Annotated in this window: 21 protein-coding genes, 2 pseudogenes and 3 riboswitches; of the genes and pseudogenes, 21 read left to right on the forward strand and 2 right to left on the reverse strand. The window is 36.8% G+C overall.

Going from position 1 to position 26111, the window contains the following annotated elements:
- Positions 1 to 2: 2 nt before the first annotated feature.
- From MKY65_RS11905 to MKY65_RS11945, 9 genes are all read left to right on the forward strand, one after another.
- Entirely contained in the window at positions 3 to 206 is a 204-nt protein-coding gene (locus MKY65_RS11905) for a twin-arginine translocase TatA/TatE family subunit (protein ID WP_042534043.1), read from the forward strand.
- A gap of 503 nt (positions 207 to 709) precedes the next feature.
- A complete protein-coding gene (locus tag MKY65_RS11910; RefSeq protein WP_339177082.1) occupies positions 710 to 1756 on the forward strand; it encodes an NAD(P)/FAD-dependent oxidoreductase in 1047 nt (348 codons plus the stop codon).
- Positions 1757 to 2076: 320 nt separating this feature from the next.
- Positions 2077 to 3120: an NAD(P)-dependent alcohol dehydrogenase gene (locus MKY65_RS11915; protein ID WP_339177084.1), complete on the forward strand. Its 1044-nt coding sequence runs from the start codon at positions 2077 to 2079 to the stop codon at positions 3118 to 3120.
- Positions 3121 to 3266: 146 nt separating this feature from the next.
- Positions 3267 to 3369, forward strand: a riboswitch (TPP riboswitch).
- 91 nt (positions 3370 to 3460) lie between these two features.
- Entirely contained in the window at positions 3461 to 4147 is a 687-nt protein-coding gene (gene tenA / locus MKY65_RS11920) for a thiaminase II (RefSeq protein WP_339177087.1), read from the forward strand.
- Between the two features lie 298 nt (positions 4148 to 4445).
- A complete protein-coding gene (locus MKY65_RS11925; RefSeq protein WP_339177089.1) occupies positions 4446 to 4898 on the forward strand; it encodes a hypothetical protein in 453 nt (150 codons plus the stop codon).
- 757 nt (positions 4899 to 5655) lie between these two features.
- The gene (locus tag MKY65_RS11930; protein ID WP_339177091.1) at positions 5656 to 6138 is read left to right on the forward strand and encodes a LysM peptidoglycan-binding domain-containing protein; all 483 of its coding nucleotides are present in this window, start codon (positions 5656 to 5658) and stop codon (positions 6136 to 6138) included.
- 393 nt (positions 6139 to 6531) lie between these two features.
- Positions 6532 to 9147, forward strand: coding sequence for a DEAD/DEAH box helicase family protein (locus tag MKY65_RS11935; protein WP_339177093.1), 2616 nt, complete (start codon positions 6532 to 6534; stop codon positions 9145 to 9147).
- A 326-nt stretch (positions 9148 to 9473) separates the two neighbouring features.
- Complete coding sequence (locus tag MKY65_RS11940; RefSeq protein ID WP_339177095.1) at positions 9474 to 9836, forward strand: DUF2294 domain-containing protein; 363 nt, start codon at positions 9474 to 9476, stop codon at positions 9834 to 9836.
- Positions 9837 to 10200: 364 nt separating this feature from the next.
- Positions 10201 to 11232 (forward strand): NAD-dependent formate dehydrogenase, encoded by a 1032-nt coding sequence (locus MKY65_RS11945; protein ID WP_339177098.1) that lies wholly within the window; start codon positions 10201 to 10203, stop codon positions 11230 to 11232.
- A 458-nt stretch (positions 11233 to 11690) separates the two neighbouring features.
- Here the strand turns inward: MKY65_RS11945 and MKY65_RS11950 are convergent.
- A pseudogene (locus tag MKY65_RS11950) lies at positions 11691 to 12017 on the reverse strand (integrase core domain-containing protein); the annotation flags it as partial.
- 86 nt (positions 12018 to 12103) lie between these two features.
- On the opposite strand from MKY65_RS11950, the gene MKY65_RS11955 reads away from it, so the two are divergent.
- The 6 genes and pseudogenes from MKY65_RS11955 to MKY65_RS11980 all read left to right on the forward strand — a co-directional run bounded on the left by MKY65_RS11955 (position 12104) and on the right by MKY65_RS11980 (position 18921).
- A complete protein-coding gene (locus tag MKY65_RS11955) occupies positions 12104 to 13402 on the forward strand; it encodes a neutral/alkaline non-lysosomal ceramidase N-terminal domain-containing protein (RefSeq protein ID WP_339177101.1) in 1299 nt (432 codons plus the stop codon).
- A 36-nt stretch (positions 13403 to 13438) separates the two neighbouring features.
- Complete coding sequence (locus MKY65_RS11960; RefSeq protein WP_339177103.1) at positions 13439 to 14179, forward strand: SIS domain-containing protein; 741 nt, start codon at positions 13439 to 13441, stop codon at positions 14177 to 14179.
- 73 nt (positions 14180 to 14252) lie between these two features.
- Complete coding sequence (locus tag MKY65_RS11965) at positions 14253 to 14963, forward strand: GntR family transcriptional regulator (RefSeq protein WP_339177105.1); 711 nt, start codon at positions 14253 to 14255, stop codon at positions 14961 to 14963.
- 93 nt (positions 14964 to 15056) lie between these two features.
- Positions 15057 to 16412: a hypothetical protein gene (locus tag MKY65_RS11970; RefSeq protein ID WP_339177106.1), complete on the forward strand. Its 1356-nt coding sequence runs from the start codon at positions 15057 to 15059 to the stop codon at positions 16410 to 16412.
- A gap of 358 nt (positions 16413 to 16770) precedes the next feature.
- A pseudogene (locus MKY65_RS11975) lies at positions 16771 to 17073 on the forward strand (PTS sugar transporter subunit IIA); the annotation flags it as partial.
- Positions 17074 to 17721: 648 nt separating this feature from the next.
- Positions 17722 to 18921 (forward strand): alpha/beta hydrolase, encoded by a 1200-nt coding sequence (locus MKY65_RS11980; RefSeq protein WP_339177110.1) that lies wholly within the window; start codon positions 17722 to 17724, stop codon positions 18919 to 18921.
- 173 nt (positions 18922 to 19094) lie between these two features.
- Here MKY65_RS11980 and MKY65_RS11985 read toward each other — a convergent pair whose 3' ends face one another.
- Positions 19095 to 19403 (reverse strand): hypothetical protein, encoded by a 309-nt coding sequence (locus MKY65_RS11985; RefSeq protein WP_339177111.1) that lies wholly within the window; start codon positions 19401 to 19403, stop codon positions 19095 to 19097.
- A gap of 540 nt (positions 19404 to 19943) precedes the next feature.
- A riboswitch (TPP riboswitch) is annotated at positions 19944 to 20044 on the forward strand.
- Between the two features lie 87 nt (positions 20045 to 20131).
- Positions 20132 to 20241, forward strand: a riboswitch (TPP riboswitch).
- 93 nt (positions 20242 to 20334) lie between these two features.
- Between MKY65_RS11985 and MKY65_RS11990 the strand changes: the two genes are divergently transcribed.
- Genes MKY65_RS11990 through MKY65_RS12015 form a run of 6 tightly spaced genes read left to right on the forward strand, consistent with a single transcriptional unit; the run spans position 20335 to position 26079 of the window.
- Positions 20335 to 21393 (forward strand): long-chain fatty acid--CoA ligase, encoded by a 1059-nt coding sequence (locus MKY65_RS11990; RefSeq protein ID WP_339177112.1) that lies wholly within the window; start codon positions 20335 to 20337, stop codon positions 21391 to 21393.
- A complete protein-coding gene (locus MKY65_RS11995; protein ID WP_339177113.1) occupies positions 21380 to 22816 on the forward strand; it encodes an acyl-CoA reductase in 1437 nt (478 codons plus the stop codon). The genes MKY65_RS11990 and MKY65_RS11995 overlap by 14 nt, the downstream gene beginning before the upstream one ends.
- Positions 22817 to 22830: 14 nt before the next feature.
- Entirely contained in the window at positions 22831 to 23580 is a 750-nt protein-coding gene (locus MKY65_RS12000) for an ATP-binding cassette domain-containing protein (RefSeq protein WP_339177115.1), read from the forward strand.
- Positions 23573 to 24331: an ABC transporter permease gene (locus MKY65_RS12005; RefSeq protein WP_339177117.1), complete on the forward strand. Its 759-nt coding sequence runs from the start codon at positions 23573 to 23575 to the stop codon at positions 24329 to 24331. The genes MKY65_RS12000 and MKY65_RS12005 overlap by 8 nt, the downstream gene beginning before the upstream one ends.
- Positions 24328 to 25308 (forward strand): ABC transporter substrate-binding protein, encoded by a 981-nt coding sequence (locus MKY65_RS12010; protein WP_339177118.1) that lies wholly within the window; start codon positions 24328 to 24330, stop codon positions 25306 to 25308. The genes MKY65_RS12005 and MKY65_RS12010 overlap by 4 nt, the downstream gene beginning before the upstream one ends.
- Positions 25309 to 25314: 6 nt before the next feature.
- Positions 25315 to 26079 carry an SDR family oxidoreductase gene (locus MKY65_RS12015; protein WP_339177119.1) on the forward strand — a complete coding sequence of 255 codons (765 nt, stop codon included), beginning with the start codon at positions 25315 to 25317 and terminating at the stop codon, positions 26077 to 26079.
- Positions 26080 to 26111 lie beyond the last annotated feature (32 nt).

The raw sequence follows: 26111 nt of genomic DNA on the forward strand, positions 1-26111 counted from the left end.
GGATGGGGCTTTCCAATATCGGTATCCCAGGCTTGATTCTGATTATTATTCTGGCTTTGATCATTTTTGGTCCCCAAAAACTGCCTGAAATTGGTTCTGCCTTAGGGAAAACACTGACTTCATTTAAAAAATCAGCAGAAGGCATCATAAGTGATGAAGAAGCGAGTGAAACAAAGGAAATACCGAAAGTCAACAGAGAAGGTTGAAATCTTATGTTAATATTCTGCAATGCAATAAGCGTATCCGATGAATATGAGTTTGAGGTTTATTAGTATAGCTGTTTTCATAGAAAGAAATTTGAAGTCTTGTACTAAAAAAGAGAGCTGCACCGGCAGAATCCTTTAGGTACAAGACTTTTTTGCTGTGTATGAGATGACTTTTACCGGTTTTTTAAGTAGCTTAATCAGGAACGAAAAGATAGAAATAAAAAAAGACACATTGACATTTATAATGATAATGATTATCATTATCATTAAATAGTAGGATTTCTTTATCTAGCGGTTTTGATGGGACGAGTAAACGCAGTCCCAGGTCCAACTAAGGCGTTCGCGAATTGAAGTAATTGAAGACATTTTTCATCTCCCAATTTGCGCATCATTCTAGATATTATCCAATATTTTAGCGTGTGTTTTTTATCGATCTGGTGTGAATCCTCACGAATATTAAAAAAAGAATACAGAAAATTTAACTTATGGAAGGTTGTTAGACGATGACAGAATGCAAAGATGTAACCATTATAGGCGGTGGCCCGGCTGGATTGTATGCGGCCTTTTATTGCGGGATGCGCGATCTATCTGCCCGCATTATCGAATTTAAACCAAACCTCGGAGGGAAGGTTCATATCTATCCTGAAAAAATGATTTGGGATATAGGAGGACTAACACCGATTACCGGCGCTCAATTGATAGAGCAAATGGAAGCGCAGGCACGTACATTTAACCCGGAAGTTATTTTAAATGAAAAAGTGGAAAAACTTGAAAAGAATATGGAAGATTGTTTTGTGGTGACAACCCATACAGGACATAAATACGTTAGCCGAACGGTTATTTTGGCAACTGGCGGAGGTATTCTGGAACCAATTAAATTGGATATAGAGGGAGCGGACCGTTTCGAGGTAAGCAATCTTCATTACACAGTACAGAGCCTTGACAGGTTTAAAGATAAGAAAGTGATTGTTTCCGGCGGAGGAGATACGGCCATTGACTGGGCTACCGAATTAGAGCCCATTGCGGAACAGGTATCATTGGTTTATCGAGGGGAGGAATTCAAAGCGATGGAAGCGCATATCGCTCATCTGGAAGCCTCCTCTGTCCATATCTATAAAAATACAAAAATAGAAAAATTGCTTGCAGACGAAGAAGGTCATCATGTCAAAGAAATCTTGACGAAAAACCAAAAAACCGGGGAAAAAGTTCGTTTTGAAGTGGACGATTTAATCATTAATCATGGATTTGACAGAGAGCTGAAATTTATTAAAGAAAGTCCGTTGAAAGTAGAACTTGAACAGGACTTTTTCGTAAAAGGATCCGGAAAAGCTGAAACGAACATAGCTGGTTTATATGCTGCCGGTGATATTCTTTCATTCGATGGAAAGGTGCACTTAATTGCCGGCGCGTACAATGATGCAGCGAATACAGTGAATCAAGCAAAGCTGTATATGAAGCCGGATGCCTATAATGAGATTTATGTCTCTTCTCACAACTCAAAATTTGATGAGAAAAACAGAAAGCTGCTTTCTCACTTGTATACTAAATAATAAGCAAGAAAAATTGAATTTAAATGATACCTGCTATCTTCTTATTAACACTATCTCGAACAAAGATAGTGTTTTAATTTTGGAGGAAATGGAATGCCTTACATTGAGAAGCTGTTCTAAGAGAATAGGGTAAGAGCTTATTAGCACATTGTATTCCATAAAAAGAGAAAGACCGCACGTTTATTTATCGTATATCAACACGCATGTTACAATGAAGAATATATTCTTAAAAAATTATAGCTCTCTATTTTTCCAAAATAGTATAGGATGACGTATTTATACGCTTGGCAAAACAATACATATCAAAGAGGTGTAGTGGAATGAAAAAGATGAAGGCAGCAGTTCTGAATAAGCCATTGGATATTGAGGTTAAGGAAATTAATATACCAGAACCAAAGGAAAATGAAGTATTAATCAAAGTTCAGTGTATTGGCATATGCGGCTCTGATGTACACTACTACGAACATGGCAAAATCGGACGTTATGTCGTAGAAGAACCACTCATTTTAGGGCATGAATTAGCAGGTGATATTGTTAAAGCTGGCAGTCAGGTCGAGAATCTGGCAGCAGGCGATCGTGTAGCTGTCGAACCGGGTGTTGTATGCGGAACTTGTGAATATTGTAAATCAGGCCGATATAATCTCTGCCCTGAGGTACAATTTATGGCAACCCCGCCAGTTGACGGAGCATGGTCTGAATATATCACGATTCGCAGTGATTTTGCCTTTAAGATACCGGATCAAATGAGCTATGAAGAAGGGGCTTTAATTGAACCGCTTTCTGTAGGCATTCATGCGATGCAGCGCGGAAAAGTTCATCCCAATGATAAAATGTTGATTACCGGTTTAGGACCTATTGGACTGTTAGCGATCAAGGCTGCGAAAATATTCGGAGTGAACGAAATCTATTGCTCTGACGTGGTACCATATCGCAGAGAATTAGCGAAGAAATTTGGCGCGACAAAGGTATTTGATCCAACACAAGATAATATTCATGAGGAGATAGAAAAGGCAACAGCTGGCAGCGGTTTGGATATCGCTGTTGAAACTTCTGGTAATAACCGGGCAGTACAGGATGCACTGACAATTACGAAACGGGGAGGAAGGGTTGTATTAGTCGGATTACCTGCGTCCTCAGAAATACCTGTAGATATTACCCATATCGTCGATTCAGAATACGACATTCACGGTGTTTTTCGCTATGCAAACAGTTATCCGACAGCAATTCAGGCAATTGGCAGTCAGGACCTTGGTCTCGAAGATGTAATTACCCATAAATATCGTTTGGATGATATCAAAGAAGCTGTAGAAACCGCTGTAAATCAGAAGGATACTAGCATTAAGATAATGATTTATCCATGTTAACGAGTGAAACACACTAGTTTTTTTAGCTTTTTGGAAACCTATTTTTTAATAGATTTGATTATTTCTTTGCTGATTTTTTTATAAACTAAAAAGACTTGACTTAAAAATTTGTTCTGCTACCATAATAGACAATCGAATACATTTAAATTTTCTGCTAGGGGCGCCGTGACGGCTGAGATAAATGTATATTTAGCACCCTTAGAACCTGATCTGGTTAAGGCCAGCGGAGGGAAGTAGAATAAGCAGACAAACCATGCGTTGTTTTTACGTGTGTATGTTTTTGTATGCAGATACTTCCTTCTACGAGTCTTTAGAAAAAAGATTAGAGGAGGTTTTTTTTATGAAATTTACGGATGAATTACGTGCTGCAACAAAAGAAAGCTGGGAGCAGAGTTTAAATCACCCATTTGTGCAAGGAATTGTGAAGGGAGATTTACCGCTGGAAACATTTAAGTATTATATATTACAAGATATTTACTATTTAAAACATTACGGAAAGATCCACGCGATTGCAGCATCCCAGGCTGAGGATTTTAAACTGACTGCTCTTTTAGCTGATAAAGCACGCTTTACAGCAGAAGCCGAACTGACCGTGCATAAGGAACACGCTGAGATTTTAAATATTACTCAAGCAGATATAGATAATTTCAAACCAGCGCCAACTGCCTATGCCTATACTTCGCATTTATATCGAGCAACCATGTCTGGAAATCTAGCACATACTGTCGCTGCCATACTGCCATGCTACTGGTTATATGCGGATATCGGAAAAGTAAATGAACATGCAGCACCGGAGCCGGAAATTTATCGTAACTGGATTAAAATGTATGCAAGTGACTGGTTTCAAGATTCAACAAGCGAAATGATTAATTTACTAAACACTTTAGTTGAAGATATGAATGACCAGGAAAAAGAAAAGGTAAAAGAACAATTTATTATTGCAAAAGAATATGAACTTCATTTTTGGGAAATGTCCTACACTTTTGAAGGCTGGCTTTCGGAAAGTAAAAAAGTGAGCAGCCGATAAGAAGGAACAGAACGGCTTCAAATTTTTTAATGAGTCCAGTTTATTCGTTCAAGGTTAAAGAGCTCTCATTTATTGAGGGTTCTTTTTTTGCTGGAAGGGAAAGGTTATTTATTATACCAACTGCGCAATTTTGTTGAAAACACAATGTAATCAAAATTTCTTATGTTACAATGTGCGTAATGGCAAGCTGCAAACATGTCGAAGTAGAAAATTTAGTTTAAAAAGCATTTATTCCAAAGAAATGAATACTTGTAGATAGTGAATTTAAACTTGCGTCTAATCCAGAGGAGGGATAATCGTGAAAAATAATCAATTAACAAAGGAAGCTACCCTCCAAATAGTATCTGCTATAAATATACGCCTGAAAGGACGAACCAATCCTTTAGTGGTGTCGCTGGACGGAGGGAGTGGCGCAGGAAAATCTACGTTACCGCTTATAGCAGGGGAGAGCGTTCAATATCATCTTTTCTCTTTTTCTACGGGAACCGGTCTGACACCATCTTCCGTAACGGACGCGCCTTCAAAGGTCATTATTCTTGATGAAATTTATAGCTCGCTGTCAGAACTCTCTGATGTTGTTGATTTTAAGGTTCTAGTGGATGTGTTACCAGCGGTTTGCCGTTATAGGAGTAATGTAAGAGAGGGGTATGCGGATGAGGCCTGGCATAAGCAGTGGGACTCTGCAGAGGATTATTATTTCTCCGTTCTATGTCCGCCATCATCATTTGATTTAATCGTAATTAACCAGTAGGATATTGTTTTATAATGAATGAATCTGTTTCTTCAAATAAATAATATTGCAATTATGTATTGACAATTCAAGTGATAATGATTATCATTATCGATAAGGAATAAGGTTTCTCTATCAAAATTGTTCTGTGAATGTATCAGATGACTCATTGTGTTACCCCCTCAAACCAACATATAGAGACTTGATAGAGATTCCTTCTCTTTTGTAAATGAAAGGTTAATTACTACACTCATACATAGAATATAACTGATTGATAAGAAAAAACGGTACAAAATTATTGGATGCCATATCATTTCCTTATCTTGAAATTAAAACAAGAAGTTAAAACTGAGGGTCAGACTTATCAAACTGATTACAATACGATCATGAATCACGCTTAAAAGCATTTGATAATGATAATTTCCTGCGATAAATAATTCGAGTATTTGTGAATTATTTATCGCTTTCTTTTTAACTCCGTTTACTTTATTGAACTATTTACCTTTGCATTACAAACAGAAAAGGTACTATTGTGGTATGAAAAAGTAATTAACTGATTAAACGTTTACGCAAATGATTTAGCTGCATTCTCATCCCTGGGAAAATAATCAATGGAATAAAATATATTTCAATTTTTTCATTTTTATTACAATTAGATTAAATAGATAGAATTTAAGTTTATAAGCTAAGAAGAGGGGAAGATAGTTACTATCATATTGGAGAGGAAGGTGTTATTATCAAGTATATTTTTTCAATTTTTCTTGCTTTGGTTGGATTCGTGTTCTTTGCAGGGACCGCATCTGCGGAGCAGTATCATGAAGTACAACCAGGAGACAATGTGTATCGAATCGCACAAAACTATCAGGTAGACGTTAATGCTGTCATTGCGGCAAATCCATCTATATCGGACTCCGCTTATATTGAAGCCGGTCAAACAATAACAATACCAGATGAAAATGGAGCTTCTTTTACGGTTACCGCTTATACAGCTGGTCCTGAATCTACTGGTAAAGAACCTGGTGATCCTGCCTATGGTATCACAGCATCTGGTGAAGAAGTAGAAGAAGGAAGGACAATTGCATGTCCGCAGTCTCTTCCTTTTGGCACGAAAATACATATCCCAGAGTTGGATGAAACTTACGTGTGCGAAGACCGGGGGAGTGCTATTACAAATGGCCACCTGGATATTTATAAGGAAGATTTAGACGATGCACTGAAATTTGGAGTACAAGAACTTCCAGCTAAAGTGTGGACCTATTAAGCTTAGGAACTAGATGACAGATTTACTTTATGTTAAAAACCTTATCGCGATTTAACGCAAAGAAAGCAACCGCCTATGAATCTCATTTAGGCTGGTTGCTTTTTCGTATATAAGAATATGTTATAAGTTATTATATTAAGCTATGAAAACACGTATTAACATTCGTATAACTAGTCATTAAATAAGCAAAAATACCAAAATAGATACGAACAAAGAATAGTAAATGATTACTCAATATTGCAGCAATAGACAGATTCTCCACTTGAATCGTATAATGTGAATAAAAAGATGTGACAGTGGGATAAACGATGGAAATGCCAATTATAAGCGTATCTCCTTTCACTGATCATGATGATAATATAGAATAGAGAGCAAGGAAATGGGGAGACAGATATGGACAGCTTTCCTGAACGTATACAATTAAAATATTCATGGAGATCTTATCAACAAGCTATTATAGATGATATGGGCATCTATCTGAACAAACGTCATTTACATTTAGTAGCCCCTCCTGGTTCAGGAAAAACAGTTATCGGGCTGGAGATGATGCTGCGTTTTAATCAGCCCGCTTTAATACTGGCACCGACCATCGCCATCCGCGACCAATGGGTGACCCGTTTTGTAGAATTATTTTATCAGGGCGGTGATCAGCCGGAATGGATTACAACAGATCTAAAGGAAAAGGCTTTGGTCACAGTTGCAACCTATCAAGGGTTTCATCAATGGATGACTGATCAGGAGGAAGAGGTACAGGAAAAGCTTGCTTCCCATGTAAAGACATTGGTACTGGACGAGGCGCATCATTTACGCACTGCATGGTGGCGTTCTTCTGTTTCTTTTAGAGAAAAACTTACTAATCCAGCTATTGTGGCTTTGACAGCTACTCCGCCATATGATGTATCCATCCAGGAATGGAACCGCTATTTGGAGCTGTGCGGCGAGATTGATGCTGAAATAAGCATAGCAGAGCTGGTACGAGAAGCAGAGCTAGCTCCGTTTCAAGATTATGTCTGGATATCCAACCCCCCTCATGAGGAGCAGGAGGAAATTAATCAATTTCGAAGCCAGATCCTAGCGTTTCAACAATCCATACGTCATAACACGGCACTTATTGTTAAAGTGGAAGCACATCCATGGATTACGGATCCGGATACATATGCAGAAGAAATCCTGTCGGAGGCGGCCTATTTTTCCAGTATGCTTATTTTCTTAAAGGAAGTGGAAAGTACGGCCTGGATAAAGCCGCTTCCGATAATGGGCTTGAAGAAAAAACAAATTCCGGAGTGGAGCTTGGAATGGCTGGAACTCATGCTGACTCACCTGTTATATCAAGATAAGCATATGGATAAAGAGCAGCCTGTACTAAAAGAAATACAGTCTTATCTTCAACGTCTCGGAGCTGTTGAAAAGCGCAGGGTGGTCTTAACAGCAAATGATCGAATTAATCGTTTATTGGTGCAGAGCCCGTCGAAATTAAACAGTATCCAGCGGGTCACGGGCTTTGAGGCACAGGAATTAGGAACAGAGCTGCGCCAGGTTATTCTTACAGATTATATTAGACGAGACGATTTGCCTAAGAAAGCAGAGGATGAGCAGGATCTCCGGCGTTTGGGAGCTGTGCCTGTTTTTGAACAATTGCGCCGTCAAGAATTGGATGTTTCGCTCGGGGTTTTAACTGGATCGATTGTTATTATTCCCAAAAAGGCATTGGCCGCCTGTGAAGATTTTGCCGAACAATGGGATGTCTCTATAATAGCAACTGAACTGTCCTATGATGCAGGTTATGTAGAAATCACTATCAATACCAGCGCACGGCATAGAATGGTTCAAATAATAACGCAATTATTTGAACGTGGCGAAATCACTGTATTAATTGGTACAGCTGCGTTACTTGGAGAAGGCTGGGATGCACCGTTTATTAATTCATTAGTTCTTGCTTCTTATGTTGGTTCTTTTATGTTGTCCAATCAGATGCGCGGGAGAGCGATACGTATAGAGAAAAACAACCCGCAAAAAACAGCCAATATATGGCATCTTGTTTGTTTAGACGCTACCAATCCAGATGGCGGGGAGGACTACTTTGCATTGGAAAGACGTTTTAAGGCCTTAATTGGTTTGGGGCATCAGAAGAATGTGATTCAAACAGGGATTAGTCGACTATCATTGGCTGAACCACCCTTTTACAGCATCGATAAAAAACAGTCCAACCAGCAGATGTGTGATTTGGCGAAGAAGAGGGAGCAGCTTTTCCAGCGCTGGATGTCGGCAGTTGAAATAGATGGGACTTTAAAGGAAGAGATGTCTACCCAAAAACAGCAGGTGCCGCGTCCATTTTTATTTACGAATACCCTCAAGGCCTTGATTCTCGCGATACTTTCTATCATTTTTTTCTTTGTAGATAATGTACTTGGTGAAATAACGAATTTCCGCATTCTGGAAGATGATTTTCGTGCTTTTTTATGGGCGGTTGTTATTATTATAGCTATTGCTCTTATCATTGCTTCCCCATTCATTTGGAGATTACTCAAAATCTTATTTCGTAATATTAGTATCGAGAAAAGCATGAGTGAAGTTGGAACTACAGTATACCAGGCCTTATTTGAGTCAAGCTGGATAGAGACAAAGCCAGCTGTTTCCCTCATCCAGACAGAAGAAGAGAATGGCGTCATTACTTGCTGGTTAGAGAATGCCTCCATCTATGAACAGAAAATATATGTGGAGGCCTTGCGTGAGGTGCTGGACCCTGTCGAGAGTCCCAGATATATGATTGTCCGAAAACAGCGGACATTATGGTGGAATCGTATCGATTACCATGCTGTTCCTGCGATACTCGCACAAAATAAGGAAGTGGCAGAACTTTTCCTGACTTGTTGGGAAAAGCACTTAGGTAAAGCGGAACTGGTATATACGAGAACTCCGAAGGGAAGGCAAGTATTGCTTCAAGCAAGGGCAAAGGCCATGTCTGCGCAGTTTGTATCTAAATCGGAGCAAGTATCCGTATGGAAGTAGCGAAGGCTTTAATATGCCTTTGTTATTTTTGTAGATACTGATGGATCTTATGCTTATTAATAGACTCATTTTTTAACAAAATTGGATAAAACTAAAAAAAGGTTCTAATTATAGTTTGCTGAGCAGTCTTCAGATGAAGCGGGCAGGAAGTAATGTTGTTTTGCAAAAATATACAGCATATTAAAAATAAGAATATACGGATGAAAAGGTATTTTTTAATCTAGTGTTTCGGCTTAATTTGATTGGTTTAATTTGATTAATATAAAAAAAGTGCTATAATAATTTTTAAGATTAGATTAATAATATTTATGAAAGAGGATTTATATATGTCCACAACTATTCATAAAGTCGAACAACAGTTTGCCAACTTAGTTCGGTCCTATCGCAAACAGCATATTGGAAAAGGCCCTGAGAAAATTAAAGTATCATTTAATGGTACCTGGGCCATTGCTTATATGAATGGGAGCCTTAGTCCTGTAGAAAAGTTTATCGCTCAAACTGAGGAAGGTCATACAATGATATGGCAAGCCAGGACACAAATGGTTAAGCAATTGTATCAAAAAGTACGGCCTTTAGATTTAGAAGAATTAGTTGGTGCGAAATTTTTAAAACTATTTGCAGATATTAATGTAGAAGATGACGAAGCTATTTCAATATTTGTATTTGACAAACCAATAGATAGACTGTAAAATTAATAGACTTTTTTAGGTGGCTTAGTCAATGGTACATATGTGCTAATTACTAACTACTGTCATGATATTGATATCTAGCTATGTTATCAAATAAATAAATTGTTTTGGTTTGTATCCGATTAATGCTTGAGAACAAAATTACTTGTTGTTGATAAATAACTCGAATTTAATATAGAAATAAATGGCGGATTGGTCTATGGTACCTTATGTGCTAATTACTAACCACTATCTTGCGAAATCACTTTCGATTTTACAAGATGGTGGTTTTTTCTATATAAAGGGGGTGCTATATGGGGAGCTTAAATAAAATACCATGAAGAGAGAAGTAAAAAAATTTATAATGAAAAGGAGTAGGATTATAATGAAAATCGTTGCATTATTTCCAGCGTCAACAGGTTATTCACAACTTCTAACTAAAGAGACATCATTAGGCTTAGAGGATTTCCTGAAAGGAACAGAAGATGAGTTAGTATTGATAACTGATGATAAAGAAATCGATCAGCATATTGAAGATATGGATGTTGTTATATCTTCTCCTTTTTTACCGGCGTATATTACAAAAGATCGTGTCGAAAAAGCAAAAAATCTTAAACTGGCAATTACCGCGGGAATTGGTTCTGACCATGTCGATATAGAAGCAGCAGCAGAAAAAGGGATTACTGTAGCCGAGGTAACTGGCAGTAATAACGAAAGTGTTGCGGAGCAGAATGTGATGGAAACATTGCTACTCTTAAGAAATTATGAAGAGGGGCACAGGCAAGTGGAAGAAGGTGAATGGGATTTACCAAGAGTAGGTTCTAGTGCCAATGAGTTATTAAATAAAAAAATTGGAATTTTTGGTTTTGGTCGAATTGGCCAATTAACAGCAGAACGGTTAAAAGCATTTAATGTAAAGCTACAATATAATGATCCATATAGAAAAAAAGATGTAGAAGAAAGAATTGGAATCGAATATGTTACCTTTGATGAACTAATTAAAAGCTCTGATGTAGTGATTATTCAATCACCATTAACTGCAGATAAGGAGAACAAATTCGATCAGGAAATAATAAGTCAAATGAAAGAAAATGCTGTACTTGTTAACTGCGCTCGCGGTGCAATTGTAGATAAAAATGCAATTGTTCATGCGGTCAATGATGGACGTATCAGATATGGCGGCGATGTTTGGTATCCACAACCAGCTCCAGTAGATCATCCATGGCGTTCTCTTAAACAAACAGGATTAACAGTTCACTATTCTGGTATGACCGTAGAGGCACAAGAAAGAATTCAAAAAGGTGTTATAGAGATGTTAACGAATTTAATGGAAAATACACCAATAAGAGACGAATATATTATTGTAGACAAAAATAGAGTTTCCCATCAAAGTTATCAGACAAGTAAAAATAAATAAGCGCATTAGCGTAAATGTATGTCTCTCATTTTAGGAAAGAAGCTAAACTCTTCAGTTTTACAGAGATAATCTAAAAAGAAATTGTTAACTAACTCAGATTAATAGCAAGAAAATATATTTCTAAAAAAATTAGAAAAAATAGCAGGCAAAGTTGCTTATCAGTGATTTTGCCTGCTATTTTTTAGGCAGCTATAAACCTCGGTAAAAAAAGAAAAGTGATTCTTTTTATATGATATAAAAATATGGATTTATGTTAATATTTCGGACACAACATAGTTAAGTCAGAACCTGCTTTCTCATTCTGATTCCCTGAAAACGCTATGGGATTGAGATGAAGCCTCTGCGGGCATGATTGCTAAGCCAGGAAACCAGCTTATTTAAAACGTTACTGGCTTTCCACGAGAGGCCTATCATGCCCGCCACTCCATGTAAAGCCGTGCACTGGATCATGTGTTACGTTATGCTGAACTTGCCTTTATCTTATTTTCTAGCTTTTGCGGTGTTTGATAATGAATGCTTCCATGTATTCTTTTGCGGCTATACCAACCTTCAATATATTGGAATAACGCTACTTTAGCTGAATAAAAATTGATATATCTGACGTGATTGACTTCTTCTTTTTTTAAAATCGCATGAAACGATTCAATGCAGGCATTGTCGTATGGACAGCCCTTATGGCTAAAGGAATGCGTCATATGATAAGACTTCACAATTCTCGCAAATTCATCACTGGTATATTGGGAACTTAAATCCGAATGAAAGACTAAACCGTCTTGTGGTTGTTGGGTTTGATTAATTCTTTAACCATTGAATCACATGTGTTTATAACATATTATAATAGGTAACGTTCGGTTATTAAGGAGGAATATTAATGGTAATTCGATATGGTTTTTCAGAAAAGAAAATTAATTATATTAAAGTTAAGGGGTTAAGCGGTTATTATCCTGTTAGAGAGTGTAAAGGAGAACACGATCCATTATTTGTTAAAACTCATACATTTTTTGATGAATCCAATCATCATTACTTATTTTTCATATCACTTGATGTGATAGGTATTGACAGTACATTACGCTATAAAGTTAAAAAAATAATTAAAGAAAATGTCTTAACTGATTCTTATAAATTCGATTTGTTTCTTTTTGCAACACATACCCATTCGGGCCCCAGTGGAATGATTAATACAAATAAAAAAATAAAGAGTGGTTTAACAGGGATTTTTGGAGACTATGATAGCTACATGGAAGAGCATCTTATTTTATTAATAACTGAATCAATAGTATTGAGTAAATATAAAACGAAAACTTTTAATTACAGTATCAGTAAAACGAATATTCATAAAGTTGCTACGGATAGACATCAACCTTCGAAAAAGATAGATCAAATAATGACCGTATTTGAAATTATTACTGATACAAGTAAAACAGCTATAGTTAATTATTCATGTCACCCTACTGTTTTGTCTTCTAGTAATTATTTAATTTCAGCAGATTTTCTTTCTGGTTTTTATGAAAAAATGAACGAGTCTTTTGATTTAGTAAGTTTTATTAATGGAAGCAGTGCAAATATTAGTACACGGTTTACAAGAGAAAAACAAAGTTTCAGCCAATCTAGATTTTTTAGTAATTCACTATATGGCCAGTTTTTAAGAGAGAAAGAGTATTTAAAAGAAAAAGAAACATTAGAACGATTTTCTTTTGTCGAAAAATCAATAAGATTAAAAACTAAAGATGTAAGTAATATTTCTAAGAGAGAGGAACAAATTTCTATAGAGGAATTAAAATGGAAGTTAAAAGAGGAAAATAGTGTAGAAGAAAGCAGATTAATTGAAGTAGAAATTGAAGGAAAGCGTGCCACTATTAAAATGAAAGATACCTTAAATGATATTTCTTCAATTAAAGTTCCTTTTTGGATAGGCCTATTAGATAGTCAATTAATTGTCTTTATACCCGGAGAAATAACTTCTAATTTAACAGAGAAATTGAGAAGCAAATATCAAGCTTTAATTTTTAGTCTTACAAATGATTATTTATTTTACTTTGCAGAAAAGGATTTATATAAAACTGATATGTACGAGGCTCAAAGTAGTTTCTTTAAAGTAGGCGAGGCGGAGAAATTAATTAATAAAATCGAAGAATACATTAAATCCTTTACTTGTTATAACATGTTGTGATAATATAAAACAATAACAAGAAAAGGTGGAGATGAAATGACTACTAAAACAGAAGTTAAAAAGTTCTTGAATTATTTGAGTAATACATGGGAACAAGTTGTGCAAAATGAAGAAAAATCAATTGATAAGGCTACAGAGTTAATTTTTGATAGTTGTAAAGATGGCGGTCGTTTTTATATTTTTGGATCAGGTCACTCCCATATGGTAGCAGAGGAAATTTATATTAGGGCAGGAGGACTAGCTTATGTGAAAGGTATTCTCCCACCTGAAGTAATGTTGCATCAAATGCCAAATAAAAGCACTTATATGGAACGATTAGATGGATATGCCAAGAATATGTTATCTCTTTATAAAGTTGAAGCTGGGGATTCAATTATGGTCGTTTCTAATTCAGGAAGAAATAATATACCAGTTGAAATGTGTATTGAAGCTAAAAAGCTAGGAGCAAATGTGATTGCTTTGACGTCTATGGAGCATTCCCAATCAGTTTCTTCCCGGCATGAGTCAGGGAAAAATATCTATGAAATTGCAGATGTCACTATTGATAATCATGCTCCAAAAGGAGATGCAGCTTATCGAATAGAAGGAGTAGAAGCAGATTTAGGGCCTACATCTGATTTTACAGGAATTGGAATCGCGCAATCGGTTATTATTGGTGTAATTTCACGCCTAAAAGAAGCAGAGTTAGAAATACCTGTATTTAAGAGTTCAAATTTAGATGGTGCTGATGAGTACAATGATAGACTCTTTAACCAATACTACGGTTATTGGAAATGATTTACAAAATGATTAATATACTTTCTGATGGTATAATAACAACAGATTATAACAGATAGAGAGGATATTTATTATGACTAATAACGCACCTAAATATGAGATTGTTAAAAATTATATACTAAGTCAAATTAAGGCGGGTATTTATCAACCACATCAAATTATTGAATCAGAATTAGAATTATCTAATAACCTTTCAGTGTCAAGAATAACAGTTAGACGAGGAATTGAAGAACTTGTTAATGAAAAAATACTATCCAAAAAAAAGGGGATAGGAACTTTTGTTAATCCCATACCTAAATTTTTTGGATTCAAAGCTGGTATTGGATTTACTTCAGAAGTGAAAAATAGAGGGATGGAACCTTCTACAAAATTACTTAAATTGGAAAAAGTAAAAGCGAATGCTGTACAAGCTGAAGATATGAAAATCGCTGCTGGAGAAGAACTTTGGTTAGTTGAACGAATTAGATATGCTGATAAAGTGGCAGTTATTTATGAGGTAGAATATTTTGATGCATCAATTGTTAAAGATTTAAATGTGGAAATTTGCGAAAACTCTATTTATGAGTATTTAAATGAGCAAGGAGTATCCTATGAATTTATAGATCAACGAATTAGTGCTACCTTAGCTAATTCAAAAGTTGCTGAATTTTTGGATGTTGAAGAAGGAGCACCGTTAATTGATACAAAAATTATTGCTTGTATGGAGAATGGAAAGCCTTTTAATTTAGGGTTTGCACTGTATCAAACAAAAAATTACTATTTGATGCATACTATATATAAGTAAACCCGACAGAGGTTAACATTCTCTAGACACTCTTATCTTGGAGTTTTATTTAGATTAATAAAAAACAATATAGATAAGATGAGGAGGAAAACAATGAAAGCTTTTATATTATGTGGTGAAATAGAGCCAAAAATGTTTCCTTTTGATAAACATTATCAAATTAATAGCCTTCCAATATTGAATAAAGAAATGATTTTTTGGCAAATAGATAGATTATTAAAAGTCGGTATATTGGAATCGGATATCTATGTATTTCTTAGTTATAAACCAGACCAAACTAGAAATTTATTACGAAAGTATCGGGAAATAAATTGTATTGATCCAACCCTAAATTTAGATGTTTTTTTACGAAACAATTTAGAACAATTCAAGGAAGGAGTTATTATTCAAAAGGGGAATTGCCTTATAAGTCTAGACGATTTGGCATATCTTAAGGAATCAGAAGAAGATACCAGTGCTCTACTAATAGAAAAAAAACAAAAAAGTATTGATATGATTGGTGCTTTTGTAGAGAATAATCAAGTAAATCAATTTTTAGCCCATGCTCGAGAGCACTATGTTAATTCTGAAGTTGCAGGAGTATTTAAGTTAGATAAGCATGCATTAGAAACAATTTCGTACGCTAATTACGGATTCAGTCAACGTGTGACAGGGGCTATGATTCCTAACCAGTTATTTATTGAAAATGGATTGAATGATTATTTAAAAGAGGGAAACAAGATTCAACCGGTATTTGCTCAGGATAAAGTGCACAGTTTACAATTCCCATGGGATATATTAAATGTGAATGCATATTATCTTAATTCATTTACTAAGGAAATAAATGGATATTCTATTGGGGACAATTCATCTGTTTCTGAAGAATCAACTATAAACGGTAATATTCAGATAGGTAATAATTCAATTATAGGTAAGAATGTAACCATTAATGGCAATGTCATTATTGGAGATAATGTAAATGTTGATACTGGAGCTATTATAAATGGCCCTGTTTTAATAGGAAATAACTCGTATGTTAAAGATTATGCAAAACTTGAACCAAATACTGTAATTGGTTGTGAGAATAGGATAGGACATAATGCGGAAGTTGAGGGTGTTACAATGAAAGGTATTTCTGCTATTCATTATAGTGAAATGTATGGTGTGATTGGTCAATATGTAGATATTGCTGCAGCCTGTGTATGTGGAATTGTAAGATTTAATGACACTCCTCAAATACACAAAATAAATGGAAGAACTTATTCAGATACCTATTCTAATGCGATTTTTATTGGTGACTATACTAGGACAGGTATTAATAATATATTCTTCCCAGGTGTAAAAGTAGGAAGTGAATGTGCACTATACCCTGGTTTAAATGTGGAAAAAGATATACCTCACGAAACACTCGTCATAAAAAAAGAAGAGCATATTGAAAAAGAATGGGGATATAAAAAATACGGATGGTAGGAGAGAATTAAATATAAAGTGGTTATATAAAGTATAGAATAAAGAAGTAATTAATTTGAAATGTTTAATTAGCTTAATACCGGTTATTTAGATTTTCTAGCACCTTTGTTTGGTACTATTAAAAGATTACTCATTGAAAGCTAGTAGAATAATCATTTAATATTTTTGATATTACTAATTCAATTAGGGAGGAGTGAATGGTAGTGAATGAAGAATAAGGGCATTTCGTATCCTTAACTTCATTAAACTACTCTTCTCTCTTTTTTTTACGAAAGCGCTTTAGATGTTAAAAAAGCATTATTAAGAATCGGCTCATATTAGTTTAATCCTTAACAATCAAAAAAAGGAGGTTAAAAAGATGGTAGGAATTATCATTGCCAGCCATGGTGAATTTGCGACAGGTATCTTGCAGTCTGGAGCGATGATCTTTGGAGAGCAAGAGAATGTCAAGGCTGTTACGTTGATGCCGAGTGAAGGACCGGATGACGTAAGAGCAAAAATGGAAGAGGCGATTGCTTCTTTCGACAATCAGGATGAAGTATTATTCTTAGTCGATCTTTGGGGCGGCACGCCTTTCAATCAGGCAAGCAGCTTGATGGAGGGACATGAAGATACATGGGCTATCGTTGCTGGGTTGAACTTAGCAATGGTTATCGAATCTACAATGACGAAGATTTATCTTGGATAGAAGTGATTTCCTGCTTACGTAATGCGAATGTTTCCATCGCTGATTTAAAAGAAATGATGAGTTTTTTAAAAGGGGATAGAGAATAAACAAAAACTTTGTTAGTTATTTTAAGAGGAGGGATAAAACCCTCTATGATTTAGTAAGAGGTACGTTCGTTTAAAAAAGGGAGTGTAAAAATATACTATTTTAGAATTTCTACACCCCAATCTAACTACATAATGCTTTCTTTATCCAGATTAAATAACATGAAGCGTTTTTGATCTTTTTTGTTTTATCTGTAAAACATGCTCTCCTGTCATATGAATGCAAAGAGGAAGAGAATCTTACCAGAAAAAAGGGGAAAATGGTAACAAATACACTCAGAATAAAATACTGATTATGTCTACAGAAGATGTGATATCAATCTTTCTTCCAGTGCACTCCAAATAATGGTTCAGTGGTAAATAAAAATAATAAGAGTAAAATGTTATAGATAAAAATAATAACGGCGAACAATTAAGGAAAGTTATAAATCAAGTGAACATTAGCGTATTTAAAGTAGTGTGACGAACTGGCTTTAGTTTCAAAAATCTCTTTTCGGGGTATCGCTATCCAGATAAACTAATGAAAGAGAGAAACGAAATGACATTTACAAAATTTAAATCTATTTTCAACAAAATTGGTATTATTGCTAGTTTACTAGCGCTAACAGGCGTGTGTGTGTTGCTTTGGCGCTCATTTTTGGCTAGTGGATATGATGCCTATTCAGGCCAAATTTCATTTTACCTGCTCACATTTCCTGTAGCATTATTCATTTTAGCTGTAGCAGCTTTAATTATTTTACTCCTTCTTATTTGGAAAGAATCGGCATTATTTTTAAAAATGATTTGGGCATTCATCTGTATTTCTTTTTTAGGAATCGCGCTCCTATCCGGGATTCAAAACCAATACTATGCAGATCGTATTGACGCAGAAACAGCCTTGATGGATAACTATACATTTTCTTTTTCTGGCACAGATACGTATTCCAATTTAGAAGAAGATATTGTTTATAAAACTGCGGAAGATGAAGATTTATTACTGGATGTATGGGATACAAAAGTGAATGATGAAAATCGTCCTGTTATCGTAAATATTCATGGCGGAGGATGGAGCAGCGGGGATAAAAGTGAGGTTACCTCATGGAGTAAATGGTTTAATTTGAAAGGATATGTTGTATTTAATGTGGAATACAGTCAAAATGGACCCGACATGTGGCAAAAACAAATTTCAGATACACATGCTGCGTTAAACTGGATTGTTGAACATGCGGATGAATATCATTTAGATATAAACAGAATTAATTTAATAGGATCTTCTGCCGGGGGTCATTTAGCATTGTTAACTGGGTATACGGATTTAAAGGAAAACAGCCTTGTTCCCAGAGAAACGGATTCCGATTCCACCGTGGAAATAAATTCTATTATTAATCTATATGGGCCATCGGATTTATTACAACTCTATGATGATACTAATAGTAAAGAATTTATTCAGCCACTGCTTGAACAACTCATGGATAGTCAACCCAAAACAAAAGAAATCAAACATCGTTATCGTCAAATGTCTCCTATTCAGTATGTAAATGAATCTTCTGCACCCACGATTTCATTTGTCGGTCTAAAAGATAAAGTAATACCTGAAGAGCAAATAGAAATACTGCATGAAAAACTCGAAGAAAATAATATAGACAACCAAGCTTACTATTTTCCGTTTTCTGATCATAGTTATGACACTAACTGGGAAAGTATAGCTAATCAAACAACCAGACAAAAAATAGAAGAATTTTTAAGTGAATACAACTAGGATTTATTGTGTCAGGAGAAGATCTTACAAATTTAAATATATATTAAATCTTGAAATGAATAGAGATATCTTATTCACCATCAGTAGTGTATTTGAATACACCACTTAAACCATTATGATTTAGTGCTTGATTTTTGTAGCATGAATAAAAGCAGAGAAAAAGTTATCCCCGATTAACACGGAAAACTTGCAAGAAGCTCATTCTTGGCTGGAAACAGAACAGGCAATCGGAAAAGTTGGTTCACGTTTCTTTCATCAGCAAGCTGCCGTAATTTATCTAAAGCTACGGATGAATAATCCCAGGCAGTAACACGATGTCCCAATTCAGCTGCGTAGACTGCATTACGTCCTTCTCCTTCCGACAGGCTCAGTACATCTGATGGAGGATGATCAGGCAGCATAGATTGAACAAAGACATTCGGCTCCTTTCCATATCTATATTCCTGATCATTATATAGTTCATCCCATTTATTATTTGTCATTAAAAGAGCATCTCGTTTCCTTTCTAAGCCAGCTGTAATAACATCATCATGATAAGAAGCTGGTATTTTATTTTCGCATATGTACTGATTTTTTTGAATTTGTCACTACCTTTATAAAAATAATTTTCATTTGTATCCCTCATCTCCGGTGATAAAACATGCTTCATCAATAAAATAGGTGAACTTGTATAAAGGTTTTTTTCACAAATCACATAATAAAATTGCTGGATTTCTTAGCTAGTTATTTATTTTTATAGGAATCCAATCTGTTTTTGAGCCGATTCATTTTCTATCACTCATTTGCTTAAATGATAGTTTGCTTTTTTCAAAAGTAGCAATGACAGTGCTGTAATCAGAGTGTTAACTATGAGTAAGGTAATACAGCTTCGTAATAAAAAAATAATTAACGAAGAAAAAGTTAAAATAAATAGGTAGCAATGCTCAGCGTGGGAGTGAAGATTAGGGCATATGATGAGTTCGAAAGGAAAAACAACTTGAATGACAAAACCAGGTATGTTTTAATTGAAAATATAATATCTTAATTTTCACTTGGGGAGCAATTTTTATTGCTAAGAGAGGGAACTCTACCCTTGGAATCTGATCTAGTTAATTCTAGCCTAGGGAAGTGATGGCTTGCTTAGTAATAATAAGCTGTATACACTTTCCATTCTTCTGAATTCGTTGAGTGAATTATGAAATGCTTTAATTATAATAGCTATAAAAATTTAATAAAAGTGTAGGGGGACCAGTGTTGCTGGTTGAGATAGGATCCGTAAGATATAGACCCTTTGAACCTGATCTGGTTGATGCCAGCGTAGGGAACATACGAGATTTACATTCTATTTAAGAAGTATTGTATGCACCCTGGGCTCGTAATGCCTAGGGTGTTTTTGTTTTTGTTATCAAAATTAGTTTAATGGAGGAGAATGTGTTGAAACAAGATATCCAGATGTTTATCGAAAGACCAGAAGAAAGTAAATATACGTTTAATGAGCTTGCTGTGCAACTATTTGGATATTTGTATAGAGAGAATGAAGCATATCAGCAATTTTGTAGACGAAATGGAATAGGTAGCAGACAAGTCCGTACGTGGAAGGATATTCCTGCTGTATCTACGGAAGCTTTTAAAAATACTTTCTTAAGCACGGTTCCGGAGGAGGATTGTGAGCGTATTTTTATGACCAGCGGGACAACTAGCAGGAAACAAGGAAAGCATTATCATGAGAATTTAGATATTTACGATTTTTCTGCACGAAACAGCTTTCAACAGTTTGTTAGTGAGGAGCAGCGTCCAATAGCTATTCTATTCCCGGATGAAGAGGAGATGCCAAATTCATCGCTTGCCCATTACTTGACCATGTTGCGGGAGTATCAGGGGACGAAGGATTCAAGGCATTTTGTAACACGTAGCGGATTGGAGGTACAGTCATTCATTCAATGGACGAAAGAATATAAGGATACGTCAGTGATTGTCCTCGGTGCAAGCTACAGCTTTGTTCATTTATTTGATGCGTTGGAGGAGATAGATCAAACGCTGCCTTTACATAAGGATAGTCTTATATTTGACACGGGTGGATTTAAGAATATTTCCAGATCCTTAGAAGAAGAGGAGTTTTATGAAAAGTTAGAACAAATTTTTCATGTGAAGCGTGAGAATATGGTGAACATGTATGGCATGACAGAATTATCTACACAGTATTATACAGCGATTGGTAAAGGACAAAAGCATATAAAGAAAAATCCGCACTGGATTCGTTTTAAAGTAGTTGACCCTGTAAGCGGGGAAGAAATGCCAAAAGGCGAAGCGGGTTTGCTTATTCATGTTGATCTGGCGAATATCAATTCAGTGCCGGCAGTGCAGACTAGTGACCTGGCGGTGGAGCATGAAACAGGGTTTGAATTACTGGGACGGCAGGCAAGCGCGGAGCCTAAAGGATGTTCATTATCTGCGAAGCAATGGCTGGAGGAACATAACCATGTCAACGGTTGAGTATGGCGGCTATCTGCCGCCTGAAGCAAAGAAGATGAAGATAGAGGAGCGTGTGCTTTCCTTTAAAAAGGGAGAAGAGAAAGTGCATATACATATGCCTTATCCTGCTCCAGAACAGATACAACAGCTTGGAAGCATTATGAAAACATCTGCTGTTCAAACCATGGATACGACCGAAATCATACAGGCTGTCTCAAAGGCAATCCACTTGTTGTTAGATCGGAATCACCCGGCTCGTATAAAGGCAGAAAAGCTGTTGCCTATTATTACAGGATATGATGCAGAAATTATCCGTTTGAGTCTGACTCAATCATTACAAACCTTTCGTGAGCATGAGCTGCATCGTTGGCTGGCTGTTAATTTTCACTCGCTATCTATATTGGACAGGTTTGAGCCTTTTCAGCATGGCGGGTATACAAAAGCAATTGGCCCGCAATTAACCGCGCATGTATGGGCGGGGAATGTACCGGGGTTGCCGCTTTGGAGCCTGATTGCAAGCTTATTGGTGAAAGGGAATGTTATTGGAAAAGTTTCCAGCACGGAACCTTTTTTCATTGGTTTATTTTGTGAAATTTTAGCAGAAGTGGAGCCGAGATTGGCCAATGCGATGGCAATTGTATCGTGGCAAGGAGGGGATCGTGAGCGTGAACCTGTATTATTTACAAAAGCGGATGTTGTTGTAGGTTATGGAACAAATAAAACCATAACTATGCTGCAGCAGCAAGTCACTCCACCTTCCCGTTTTATTTCGTTTGGGAATAAATTAAGCTTTGGTTTATTGCATCATCAAGTGCTGGATCGCCAAAAGGATGAAGCACTTGCCAAGCAAGCGGCTTTAGATGTTATTCGTTATGATCAGCAGGGGTGTTTTTCCCCGCATACTTTTTTTGTGGAGAAGGGTGGAAAAACGTCACCAAAACAGTGGGCAGCGTTGCTTGCAAGGAAATTACAAGTATATGAAGAACGACATCCTCTTAGAAAATTGTCCATAGAAGAGGCCGGGGAAAGAGCAGAATGGAGGAATAAGAAAGAGTGGCAAGAATCATGGCAATTGTTTTCTTCTTCCAAAGGTTCATGGATTGTAGCTTATGGAAAAGAAGCATTCTTAGAGCCTTCTCCGTTATCACGCGTAGTTCATGTAATTGCTATTGACAGTTGGAAGGATATGGAAAGGTTTGTTCAAGATAAAAGGACCGTTGTACAGACAATGGGGATTGCCGCGCCTGTGGAAGAATTATTTAAAATTTCAACAAGGATGGGTGCATTGGGAATAACTAGAATTACCAGCATTGGCAAGATGACAAAACTGCATGCAGGGTGGCATCAGGATGGCAGATCATTAATGAGAGAGCTTGTTCAGTTGGTTGATATAGATCCTTCTGCCGTGTCGGGGGCTGATGCATTTAATAGCTATACAGATTAGAGAGGAGCAGTAATATGATGGAATTAGAATTAAGAAATGTTTCTTACCAGTACGAAAAGGACACATTCTCTGTGCAAAAAGTGAATTGGAAGCTGCGTAGTGGCGAGATTCACTGCTGGCTTGGCAGAAGCGGCAGTGGAAAAACAACATTACTGCAATTGGCAGCAGGGTTGAAGCGGCCGACGAGTGGAAAAGTCCTGCATCAGGATGTTCCAGTGGAAGAACCTCTTTCGGATATTGGTTTTGTTTTCCAGGATGCCACACTACTGCAATGGAAAAAAGTCATCGATAATATATTATTACCAATCCAGTTGAAACGAAAAATAACAGAAGAAGATATTGCTTATGCCAAAGCCCTTCTAAAAATGCTTCAAATTCAGCACCTTTTTGACCGGTATCCTTCTACGCTTTCTGGCGGCCAGAAAAGCCGGGTTGCGATTGCCCGGGCATTGATTACAAAGCCGACACTTCTTTTTTGTGACGAGCCTTTTGCTGCGTTGGATCTGATGACGAAAGAAGAGCTGCAAAACGAGTTGCTTTATTTAAATCAAAGTAAAAATATTGCCATGCTCTTTGTAACACATGATGTATCGGAAGCTGCGTTTTTAGCTGATCAAATCGGTGTGATGGAAAAAGGAGCATTTATTTATCGTCAACAGGCACCGGACTGGAGTAAGGTGAATTCTCATCGCCGGGATACGCCATTATTTCGTGATTATTGTCTGGAGATCCGGCAATCTTTAGAGGAGACAGCTCATGCGTAAAAAAGCTGCAATAACATCTATTATGGTTGGATTGTTATTGTTTGTTGTATGGGAATATAGTGCTCGCAGGGTATCAGATTTGATTTTACCTCAGCCGGCAGATGTTTTTACAGTGCTGATGAGAGGATTCACAAACGGTTATTTTTATCCACATATAATGACAACATTAACTGAAATTTTCATCGGCTTACTGATTGGTACAGCGCTTGGTATTGGGGCTGGCATTATTATCGGTGAGAATGCCTTTTTACGAAATGTATTTTCTCCGTATATTGTCATTTCTCAGGCAATACCTAAAATTGCACTTGCGCCTTTATTTATGCTGTGGTTTGGCTATGGTATAACTTCTAAAGTAGTTATTACAGCATTAGTTTGCTTCTTTCCATTATTAGAGGCGACAGCGAGTGCAATGCGACAAGTGAATAACGAGCAGCTCGCTCTATTTAAACTGATGCATGCCAGTCGTTTACAAATATTATGGCATTTGAAGATTCCTGGAGGCCTTCCATCTATCCTTCAAGGGTTACGCGTGGCTGTGATTTTAGCACTTGTAGGAGCTATTGTAGGGGAATTTATTGGTGCGAATCAAGGCTTGGGAGCGCTGATTACTGCATCGCAAAGCATGATGGATACGACGTTAATGTTTGCTGTACTCATTATTTTGGCTTTGATTGGCTTCCTGTTATACGGCTTGGTCAATTTATTAGAGTGGAAGCTGCTACATTTAAAAAAAGGAGAAGAAAAGCATTGAAAATTATCAAACTAGGTATCTTAATTATTTTAGCAGGCTTCCTGACAGCCTGTAACGATTCCAATCAAGGCTCGGCGGAAGAACGGACATCTATTACGCTTGCTAACTGGAGTCAGCCCATTGTGGAACAGACCAATTTACTTGTCGAGGAAGAAAAGGGATTTTTTGAAAAGGAAGGGATAGACCTGACCCTTATTCCTGGGAACGGTGGACAGGATGCATTAAAAACCATGCTCTCTGGTCATGCGGATATTGCATTTACAGATCCTGGGGCTGTTTATAGTGCATTAGCGCAGGGAGAAGATCTTGTTATTATTTACACGGTATATCCCCAAAATGTCTTTAATGTGGTGACAAATGATGCCTCGTCTATTTCTTCGATAGACGATTTGAAAGGAAAGCGCATTGGTATTTACAGTCGCGCAAGTGGTACATATCACAACCTGCTTGTTCTGCTGCATGAAGCAGGTTTATCAGAAGAAGATGTTGATCTGATTGAAACGGGAATTGCGAATTTTGCTCCATTATTGCAGAAAGAAGTGGATGCAACTGCTGCTACAGACACCGCACTGGTTCCAGCTGAAAGAGAAGGTCTGACGAATGCAGATATTTTCGAAGTTCGCGATTATTTAAACATTCCAAGTGATTTTTTTGTTGTTACACGTTCGACCTTTGAGGAAAATAAAGAAACCCTACAGGCTTTTGTGGAAGCATACGAGGAAAGTGCTGCATGGATGATAGAGGAGGCGGATGAAGCTGCACAATTAGCAAGTGATTATGCAATTGATGGAAGAGAACAAGATTTAAACAAAGGAATTATTGAACTGCGGAATGCTGCCAGTCTTGATGAGAATGGCGAGCTTGGTGAGATGAATATGGATATCATCCAAAAGGGAGCAGATGCCTATTATGAACTTGGTTTGATTTCTGAACAACTGGAGATGGAAGACTATATTGAAAATATAAAGGAGCAGTGATGTCCTATGTTAAACCAAAAGGTAGTAATTGTGAGCGGGTCAAGCAGAGGAATCGGCGCAGCAATTGCGAAAGGATTTGCGGCTTCAGGAGCTTCCGTGATTGTGAATTATCGTCATAGTGAAGAAGCTGCCAAAGAAGTAGTAAAGGCATGTGAAAAAGTTGGGGGACAAGCTATTGCTGTCGGTGCAGATGCTGCGACAGAAGAAGGTGCTCATATGATTGTGGAGGAAACCATGCTCTCTTTTGGACGAATTGATATTCTCGTAAATAATGTTTTTGCTCCGTATATTTTTGATCCAGAAAATCGAAAAAAAGCATGGGAAATGGAATGGCAGGATTATAAATCACAGCTTGATGGCAGTTTGAAAGCAGCGCATTTACTTGTACAGGGGGTTTTACCATCAATGCGGCAGTTTGGAACGGGAAGTATTATCAATATTACATCTAATCTCGTTGCTCATCCAATTGTTCCTTATCAGGATTATACGACTGCAAAAGCAGCAATTATCGGCTATACAAGAAGCATGGCAAAGGATCTCGGTACAGTGGGAATACGCATGAATGCGGTTGCTCCAGGATTGGTGTACCCGACAGAAGCAACAAAGCATTCTAAAGAAGTATTAAAAGATAAACTGTCAGATGCAACCCCACTTGGGAGGATTGCAGAGCCAGATGATATTGTGGGGCCGGTTTTATTTCTTGCTTCTGATTGGAGCAGGTTTGTAACAGGGCAAACAATTTATGTAGATGGTGGGCTGGTGATGAAATAAGAGAAAGGTTGGAAAAATCGTACTGGTGGCTG

This window comes from Oceanobacillus sp. FSL W7-1293, from assembly GCF_037969815.1.
GTDB classification, from domain to species: Bacteria; Bacillota; Bacilli; order Bacillales; family Amphibacillaceae; genus Oceanobacillus; species Oceanobacillus oncorhynchi.